Annotated in this window: 12 protein-coding genes; 1 reads left to right on the plus strand and 11 read right to left on the minus strand. The window is 40.2% G+C overall.

Annotation, left to right across the window (positions count from 1 at the left end):
• Nucleotides 1-187: 187 nt before the first annotated feature.
• Entirely contained in the window at nucleotides 188-379 is a 192-nt protein-coding gene (locus FJ218_10130) for a beta-lactamase family protein (GenBank protein MBM4167257.1), read from the plus strand.
• A gap of 219 nt (nucleotides 380-598) precedes the next feature.
• Here the strand turns inward: FJ218_10130 and FJ218_10135 are convergent, their stop codons facing one another.
• From FJ218_10135 to FJ218_10185, 11 genes are all read right to left on the minus strand, one after another.
• Complete coding sequence (locus FJ218_10135) at nucleotides 599-1,645, minus strand: cyclic nucleotide-binding domain-containing protein (protein MBM4167258.1); 1,047 nt, start codon at nucleotides 1,643-1,645, stop codon at nucleotides 599-601.
• Between the two features lie 310 nt (nucleotides 1,646-1,955).
• Nucleotides 1,956-3,611 (minus strand): urocanate hydratase, encoded by a 1,656-nt coding sequence (gene hutU / locus FJ218_10140; GenBank protein MBM4167259.1) that lies wholly within the window; start codon nucleotides 3,609-3,611, stop codon nucleotides 1,956-1,958.
• Between the two features lie 230 nt (nucleotides 3,612-3,841).
• Nucleotides 3,842-4,141, minus strand: a complete 300-nt coding sequence (locus FJ218_10145) for a type II toxin-antitoxin system RelE/ParE family toxin (GenBank protein ID MBM4167260.1) — start codon at nucleotides 4,139-4,141, stop codon at nucleotides 3,842-3,844.
• Nucleotides 4,120-4,356 carry a hypothetical protein gene (locus FJ218_10150; protein ID MBM4167261.1) on the minus strand — a complete coding sequence of 79 codons (237 nt, stop codon included), beginning with the start codon at nucleotides 4,354-4,356 and terminating at the stop codon, nucleotides 4,120-4,122. The genes FJ218_10145 and FJ218_10150 overlap by 22 nt, the downstream gene beginning before the upstream one ends.
• Before the next feature lie 107 nt (nucleotides 4,357-4,463).
• On the minus strand, nucleotides 4,464-4,910 hold the full coding sequence (locus tag FJ218_10155; protein MBM4167262.1) for a RidA family protein: 447 nt from the start codon (nucleotides 4,908-4,910) through the stop codon (nucleotides 4,464-4,466).
• 115 nt (nucleotides 4,911-5,025) lie between these two features.
• Entirely contained in the window at nucleotides 5,026-5,508 is a 483-nt protein-coding gene (locus FJ218_10160; protein MBM4167263.1) for a hypothetical protein, read from the minus strand.
• A 3-nt stretch (nucleotides 5,509-5,511) separates the two neighbouring features.
• Nucleotides 5,512-5,721: a hypothetical protein gene (locus tag FJ218_10165; GenBank protein MBM4167264.1), complete on the minus strand. Its 210-nt coding sequence runs from the start codon at nucleotides 5,719-5,721 to the stop codon at nucleotides 5,512-5,514.
• Nucleotides 5,722-5,727: 6 nt separating this feature from the next.
• Nucleotides 5,728-6,189 carry a type II toxin-antitoxin system VapC family toxin gene (locus FJ218_10170; protein ID MBM4167265.1) on the minus strand — a complete coding sequence of 154 codons (462 nt, stop codon included), beginning with the start codon at nucleotides 6,187-6,189 and terminating at the stop codon, nucleotides 5,728-5,730.
• Between the two features lie 402 nt (nucleotides 6,190-6,591).
• On the minus strand, nucleotides 6,592-7,911 hold the full coding sequence (locus FJ218_10175; protein ID MBM4167266.1) for an NADP-dependent isocitrate dehydrogenase: 1,320 nt from the start codon (nucleotides 7,909-7,911) through the stop codon (nucleotides 6,592-6,594).
• A 59-nt stretch (nucleotides 7,912-7,970) separates the two neighbouring features.
• On the minus strand, nucleotides 7,971-8,225 hold the full coding sequence (locus FJ218_10180) for a UPF0175 family protein (GenBank protein MBM4167267.1): 255 nt from the start codon (nucleotides 8,223-8,225) through the stop codon (nucleotides 7,971-7,973).
• Between the two features lie 15 nt (nucleotides 8,226-8,240).
• Nucleotides 8,241-8,442 (minus strand): hypothetical protein (locus FJ218_10185; protein MBM4167268.1); only part of this gene is annotated, 202 nt, incomplete at its 5' end.

An 8,442-nucleotide genomic window follows, 5' to 3' on the forward strand; every position in this document is an offset into this window, starting at 1 on the left:
CAATTCTCCTGCAAGCGCAAACATCGGTGGGTCGTGTATAATGAAATCAAAATAGTTTTCATCAAACGTTTTTATTTCCTCAAAACTATTTCCAATTCTTCGTTGTATTTTTTTATTTGTGAAAAGTTCTTGCGACCAAGGATTGAGTTGTGCGATTTTTTCTACCGCAGAATCAAACTCAATCGTAATGACTTCACTCGCGGTTCGTGCAAATTCATTCGGACATACAGGATTTACCGGCACATCAATTTGGGTGGATAGAGAAAGAGATTTGTTTGTTATCGTTTTAACAAACAGAACTTTTCCAACGCGAGCGAATACAAAAATAAGAGACGTGCGGCCTAAATTACACGATGCGGTGATACAGGCGATGAAATAGAAAATGTAATTATTCTACTCGATATATGCTCCGTAAAAGAAAGGAAAGAAAATTCAACCCATTTTAATGAAACCTCTGCAAAACTATTTTAATCGTCACGGTGAGCGTGGCAAACCATGAATCCAGAATAAAAACTCTCCTCGACTTCGCTCGGAGTGACGAACATTTTACTTTTTCAGATGTTTCTGAATGGATGATAATCACCTATCAAATAGATGATTATATAAACGAAAAGAAAAACGCGGATAAAAAACCAAGAATGGTTGCAAGCCCGACAGATGTTCCACCGTGCTCATACGCTTCAGGCATCATTACCGACGCCACAAGCGCTAATATACCTCCGCCGGCAATTGCTTCTGTTATGGTAATGAGTAAAGGATTCGCATCTGTGAGATAGTAATTTCCTAATACAGCTGCAATCGCGCCGCATAACACCAGCGAAGACCAGAGTGTAAGAATTTTCTTGTGCGATAATCCTGCTTCCTTCATCGCAATTGCACTTCCGATTGCTTCGGGTAAATTCGCAACAAATACAGCGGCTAAAAATGTGAACTGAAATGTCGCCATCGAGACAAAACTTGCGCCAATAACAATAGATTCAGGAATTCCATCCATCAAAGCGCCAAGAAAAATTGCAAAAGGTTTACTTCCACCCTTCCCGTGCTCTCGCAACAAGTTTCTCCTCTCGGCAGCAGTTAACAAATGAATTTGGTCAACCGCTATTTTTTCCCATTTGTCATCACTGATATTTTTACCGGCGGCTATGACGTTCGTCATCAAACGCTGTGCGTTCAATTCCTCCACGGCGTTGCGAAGCGCTGGAGATTCCTGCATCAACTCATCAAATTTTTCCTTGGAAATTTTCATGAGCGTACTTCCCGAAAGCGCTATTGCTGAAGCCATTCGCACCTCTCCGCTTAACAACGCCATTTCCCCAAAGGTTTGACCGCTCTGCAAATCTGCAAGCACATTGCCGTTATTTTGGATACGAATTGTTCCATCCCGAATTAAATACAACGCATCGCCAACATCTCCCGCAGAAAAAATTGTCTCGTTTTTTTGAAACGATTGCAGTTCAACACATGCTAATATTTCGTGCATTTCTTCCGGCGGTAACGCTCGGATAATATCCACCTGAGAAAGCGTTTCTAATATTTCCTTTGACTCTTCGCGTTTCTTATCGAGCAAAAATTTATTCACCATTGCAATGTGCCGCATCGCTCCCCCTTTTTTCTCTATGAGTTTATTCCCCGTATAATACATCACTCCTCCAGCAATAAATCCTCCTGCAATTACTGCCCACGCCGTTAATCCGGAACTATGCGTTTGATGAATAAAATGCTCCGCGGATTGATACGCAAGTTCTATTGCAAGCGCTTGAATTAATGCCCCGTTCCAAATGCCATAATTACTGCATTTATTTTGTGCGATGGTTTAAAATATAATCCTATCAACGCGCCAATAATAAGCGAAACCATTGCAAGAATCGCCATCAGCGATGCGAATAGAGGGCGAATTAAATCAAACGACTGCATTGAGATTGAATGTATAGTAATTTATATGAAATTATAATTCTCTACTTCCCCATCGGCACTTTCACACCCATCGTTTTCGCATTCTCCATTGCTCGCTCGTAACCCGCATCAACGTGGCGGATAATTCCCATTCCCGGGTCGTAAGTGAGAACGCGCTCCAAACGTTTTTCCGCTTCTTGTGTTCCGTCTGCAACAACAACCATTCCCGCGTGAATACTCATTCCGATACCAACGCCGCCGCCGTGATGAACACTTACCCAACTCGCGCCGCCAACTGCATTGAGTAACGCATTTAATATGGGCCAATCAGCAATCGCATCGCTACCGTCTTTCATTTTTTCCGTTTCGCGATTCGGCGACGCAACACTTCCGCAATCCAAATGGTCGCGTCCAATCACAAGCGGTGCTTTCACTTCACCAAGCGCAACCAAGTCGTTAAAAATTTTTCCCATCTTCGCTCGCTCGCCATAACCAAGCCAGCAAATACGCGCTGGCAATCCTTGAAACGCAACTTGCTTCTGCGCTTTCATAATCCAGTTGCATAGTTGTTTATTTTCGGGAAACATTTCCATCACCGCTCTATCCGTTCGATAAATATCTTCCGCATCACCCGATAATGCTGCCCAACGAAACGGACCTTTTCCATCGCAAAACAACGGACGAATATATTCAGGAACAAATCCGGGAATATCAAACGCATTCTTCACACCAAACGCCAACGCTTCGCCGCGAATATTATTTCCGTAATCAAACGTAATCGCACCTTTCTTTCGCAACGTGAGCATTGCTTCAACGTGTTCAGCGATAGATTCTTGTGCACGGCGAATATATTCTTTCGGATTTTTTTTGCGAAGTTCGAGCGCATCCTCGTATCGTATATGCGCGGGAACGTAACCATTGAGCGTATCGTGCGCAGAAGTTTGGTCGGTGAGAATGTCGGGAATGATATTGCGCGCGGCGAGTTCGGGTAAAATTTCCGCGGCGTTCCCAAGTAGCGCAACGGATTTTGCTTCTTTCAATTCACGCGCAGTTTGCACAATGAGCAGCGCTTCATCGAGTGTTGTTGCCATTTCATCTACATACTTTGTGCGCAAACGTTTTTCAATTCTGCTTTTGTCCACTTCGATTGCAAGACACACCGCGCCATTCATCGTTGCGGCAAGCGGTTGCGCTCCACCCATTCCGCCAAGTCCAGCAGTAACAAGTAATTTTCCCGCAAGCAAACCGTGAAAATATTTTTCTGCACACGCGGCAAATGTTTCGTACGTTCCTTGCAAAATTCCTTGCGAGCCGATGTAAATCCAACTGCCCGCAGTCATTTGTCCATACATTGTCAAGCCGAGCGATTCGAGTCGGCGAAATTCATCCCACGTTGCCCAATGCGGAACGAGCATCGAATTGGAAATGAGAACGCGCGGTGCATTTTCGTGCGTGCGAAAAATTCCGACCGGTTTTCCCGATTGAATAAGAAGCGTTTCATCGTTCTCTAAACTTTTTAGTGAGCGAACAATTGCATCAAAACATTCCCAATTGCGCGCGGCTTTTCCCGTTCCTCCATACACGATGAGTTCATCGGGATTTTCTGCAACTTCTGCATCAAGATTATTGTGCAACATTCTCAGCGCGGCTTCTTGAATCCAACCTTTGCAGGAAAGTTGTGTGCCGCGAGGAGATGTGAGGTTTCGTTTTGTAAGCATAGGTATTAGGTGTTAGAAGTTAGGTTTTTCTTTGTGTTACTTTGCGATTGACTTTGCGAACTTTGTGGTTAAGACAACTTTCTTTTTATAACCGCAGAGTAACGCAAAGTTTTTCACAGAGTTTTGCGAAGTAGTTTTCATTTTAAAATTTTTTCGCGCTGAAAATATGAAACACTTACAACTCCATAAAACACAAAACCAGATTCGGTAAAAATCGGGTTTCTATTTCGCTACAACACATTCAATAAATCTCTGCGTTGATGAACCACGGCGAATACTATAACAAAAATTTCATTCACATTATAAAGCACACGGTAACTATCAACTAATACTTCACGTAATTGTTCATTGTGAAATTCGGGAATTACTCTTCCGCTCAAAGGAAAACGTTTCAGTCGTTGAACAGAATGATAAAGTCTTTGAACTGTAATGCGAGCATAACGCGGCGAATCTCGTTCAATATATTTTCCGATTTCTTCAACATCATTTTCTGCTTGCGGAGTCCATTTTATTCTAACCATTTCTGCAATCGCTTCTTTACTGCTTCGTTAGAAAGAATTTTCCCTTCTTCAATTTCTTTCAAACCGCGTTCAACTTTTTGTAACAAATAAATTTCATACATCATATCATCGTATGTTGCACTCTCATTCATTTGCTGCAAAATATTTGTAAACATCTGTTTCGGTGAAATAGCTTTTTGCTTACTTGCAGAATAAACTACTGCTGATTCCTTTACTTTTGCCATAAAATTTTCTTTCTCAATTTTTCGCGCTGAAAATATGAAACACTTACAACTCCATAAAACACAAAACCCGATTCGGTAAAAATCGGGTCTTATTATTTCAATGACATTTACTTGTTTTGTACCGCAATGACAGAAATTTCAAACGCTGCATCGCGAGGAAGTCGAGACACTTCAACAACAGTGCGCGATGGAAAATTTTTATCAGGGAAATATTTGCGATAGACTTTATTCATCTTTGCGTAATCTTCCAAATCCGTCATATACACCGTTGCGCTGACAATATCTTTGAAATCAAAATTTGCCTGCTGAAGAATTGTTTTCACATTTTCCATTGCTTGTATAATTTCGATTTCAATCGAATCAGCATCAATCTCGATACTATCGGGATGAAGACCTATTTGCCCTGAAACATACATCGTATTTCCAAAAAGAACCGCTGGCGAATATGGTCCTATCGCTTTTATTTTATCGGAAGTGATAATTTGTTTTTGCGAAAACGCAAGCGATGAAAATGAAATGACAAAAAGTAATAAAAATATTTTTTTGATGTTCATAGAATTTGTTTTGTTTATTTGTAATTAAATAATATAAAATGATTTGAGATATGATATATGTGATTTGCGGTTTCAATTTTCTTACTCATATCGCAAATCCCACATCTCACATCATTTAAAATTTATACCCGATGTTTCGTAGAAAATTTTTCCGCCACGTTTTTTCTGCATCGTCTTCAATTCCTTTCGGAGAAAATCCATCAACAACGCCGAGAATGCCGCGACCTTGTTCTGTTTCGGCAACAACCACTTGTGTTGGATTTGCTGTTGCACAAAAAATGTGAACCACTTCCGAAACATTTTTGAGCGTGTTGAGAATGTTAATCGGAAAACCATTCTCCATAAAAATAATAAATGAATGTCCGCAACCAATTTTGTTTGCGTTAGTAACAGCAATGTCCACCAATTTAGTTTCATTTCCCGATGAGCGAATCAAACATTTTCCAGATGCTTCACAAAATGCAATACCGAATTTCATTTGCGGATTTGTTTGCACAATTGCTTCGTGCAAATCTTCCACCGTTTTGATAAAATGCGATTGCCCGAGAATGAAATTCATCTCGGCGGGCTTTTCAATTTGGATAAGTTTTAGTTCCATAAACTATTGATGTGCAGATTTGCTGTGAGAATGTTTCATTGAAGCACTTGCAACTATTCGCACATAGTCACCAAAATTCATTCCGTTAAGTTCTGCTTCGCGGCGAATAATTTGTCGTGCAATGTGAACTTGTTGTAATGCTGGATCTTCGGGAAATTCCTTCTCGATCATTTTTGTAATTTGCGCTAATTCTTTCTTGGAAATTTTTTTCATAAAGTTTTATTGTAGCAATTCTGCTGGTGTTACTATTTCTATTTGTTTAATGTTGTTTATTGTATTTACCATTCGTGCAATTTCTTTTGTCTTTCTCTTAACGATGTGTTTAAAATTCCAACTCACAATAAAATCCATATCGTTCAATGCAGCAATGGCGAGATGGGTTGCGTCTGTTTTGTATCTCTCTGGAATTGCACCATAACTCACAAAGTCATCTGCAATTTTATAGATGTCATCGGTGAAAGGTAGTATCGAAAAGTTCTCAATTCTTTTCTTCATTTTCGTTCTTAATTGTATTTCTTGTGTATTATCAATTTCCGAAATAACTATTTCTGAAACAAAAATTTCAAACAAATCTATTTCTTTAAAAAACCGTTCTGTAAAAATTTTTCTTTCTGGATTTCTTGAATCAAACAACGCAGAAATTACAGACGTATCAAGATAAACTTTGTATTTGTGCTTCATTACCGATACTCAAATCTTTTCACACAATTCGACTTTTTTTAATGCTGATGTTTCCATAAAATTTTTAGAATATTCTTTGCGATACTTTGCACTTCCTTTTGCGTTACTTCGCGGTTAAATACGATTTCTTTTTACCGCAAAGTTTTTCGCAGAGAAACGCAGAGTTTCATTTAGAGAATGTTGAAAAACTTTGTTTCCATAAAATTTTAAAATCCCAAATAACAAAATTCAAATACCAAATAAATTCCAAAGTTCAAAAAGATAACCTTTCAAACTTTGAAATTTTGAAATTGAATTTTATTTGATATTTGGTTTTTGACATTTGGATTTTTTCTCGCAAAGCCGCCAAGTCGCGAAAAAAAACTTCTTTGCATCTTAGCGACTTTGCGTGAGATAAAAAATTTACATTTTAGAAATCACCACATCGCCAAACTCCGAACATTTGACTTCCGTAGCGCCATCCATCAAACGCGCAAAATCGTATGTAACTTTTTTACTGGTAATCGCGCCGTTCATTCCTTTCAAAATTAAATCGGCGGCTTCCGTCCAACCGAGATAACGCAACATCATTTCGCCGGAAAGCACAACCGAGCCGGGATTCACTTTATCGAGATTCGCATACTTCGGCGCAGTGCCGTGTGTCGCTTCAAAAATTGCGTGTCCGCTGATGTAATTGATGTTTCCGCCGGGAGCAATGCCAATACCGCCAACTTGTGCCGCGAGCGCATCGGAAAGATAATCGCCGTTCAAATTGAGCGTTGCAATCACGTCAAAATCTTCGGGACGCGTGAGCACTTGCTGCAACGTGATATCCGCAATCGCATCTTTAATCACGATTCCTGCGCCGGATTTTCCGTCGGGAATTTTGCACCACGGACCGCCATCTATTTCCACCGCGCCAAAAAATTCTTTCGCCGTTTTATATCCCCAATCGCGAAACGCTCCTTCGGTAAATTTCATAATGTTTCCTTTATGCACGAGCGTTACACTTTTGCGTTTGTTTTGTATCGCATACGAAATTGCGCTGTGAATCAAGCGAACACTTCCCGAATAACTCACAGGTTTTATTCCCACACCGACTGCAACATCCGATGGAAAATCTTTTGCGCCGACTGCATTCCAAAATTCTTCCGCTTTCGGTTTTGTGCCGAAACGAATTTTTTCAAACTGTTTCGGAAATTCTTTCGCGATAAAATCCAAAACTTTTTGTGCTTCGAGAGTTGCGCTTGCATATTCAATTCCCGCATAAATATCTTCGGTGTTCTCGCGGAAAATTACCATATCAACTTTTTCGGGATGTTTCACCGGCGAAGGAACACCGTGAAAATACTGCACCGGACGCAAGCACACATACAAATCGAGAAGTTGTCGCAGCGCAACGTTGAGCGAACGAATTCCTCCGCCGACGGGAGTGGTGAGCGGACCTTTAATACCGACAAGAAATTCTTTGAACGCATCCACCGTTTCATCGGGAAGCCAGTTGTTGAATTTGTTGAACGATTTTTCTCCGGCATACACTTCGAACCACGCGATGGTGCGTTTGCCGTTGTATGCTTTTTGCACCGCCGCATCCATTACGCGCACCGATGCTCGCCAAATATCCGGTCCCGTTCCATCGCCTTCGATAAAAGGAATGATTGGGTTATCGGGAACGTTAAGTTTTCCGTTGTGAATTGTAATTTTTTGTCCGTTCGGGACGATTGAGTTTTTGTAGGTTGACATTTTAGGTTTTAGGGTTTTGTTTTTTAAAATTTGTTGTTTCAATTTTCAATAAGTTGCTTTTATTTCATTTCTCTTACTTGCTGTTGTAATTCTTGAACTGAAAAATTAGAACTCGGTACATCATGCTGAGATAATAGTTCAGCCATTTCCCAACGTGAGATATCAAGGAGTTCGCTTGCTTTTCCTGAAGTGATTTTTTTTTCGCGGACGAGTTCAAGAACGGAAAGATAAGAGAGTTCTTGCTCTAATTGTCTTTCCGATTCCCAATAAGATAAAACACTTTCGGGAACTTGTATTGAGATTGCTTTTGACATAATGATTTAGTTGTATTATAAATGTTTTCCGTATAGATACTTGTCGTGATTGATTGAGCCATCTGTCATGCCGCTTGAAATTGGATTTTTTCCCAACTTGAAAATTAGGTCATCTTCATCAATTGGAATCACGATAACTGCATTATCTTCTTTTTTTATTTCGACTTCTTTGACACCATTGAACATTCGTTTAGGAATCAATACGCCACGTTCGGTT

The organism is Ignavibacteria bacterium, assembly GCA_016873775.1.
GTDB lineage: Bacteria > Bacteroidota > Ignavibacteria > UBA10030 > F1-140-MAGs086 > JAGXRH01.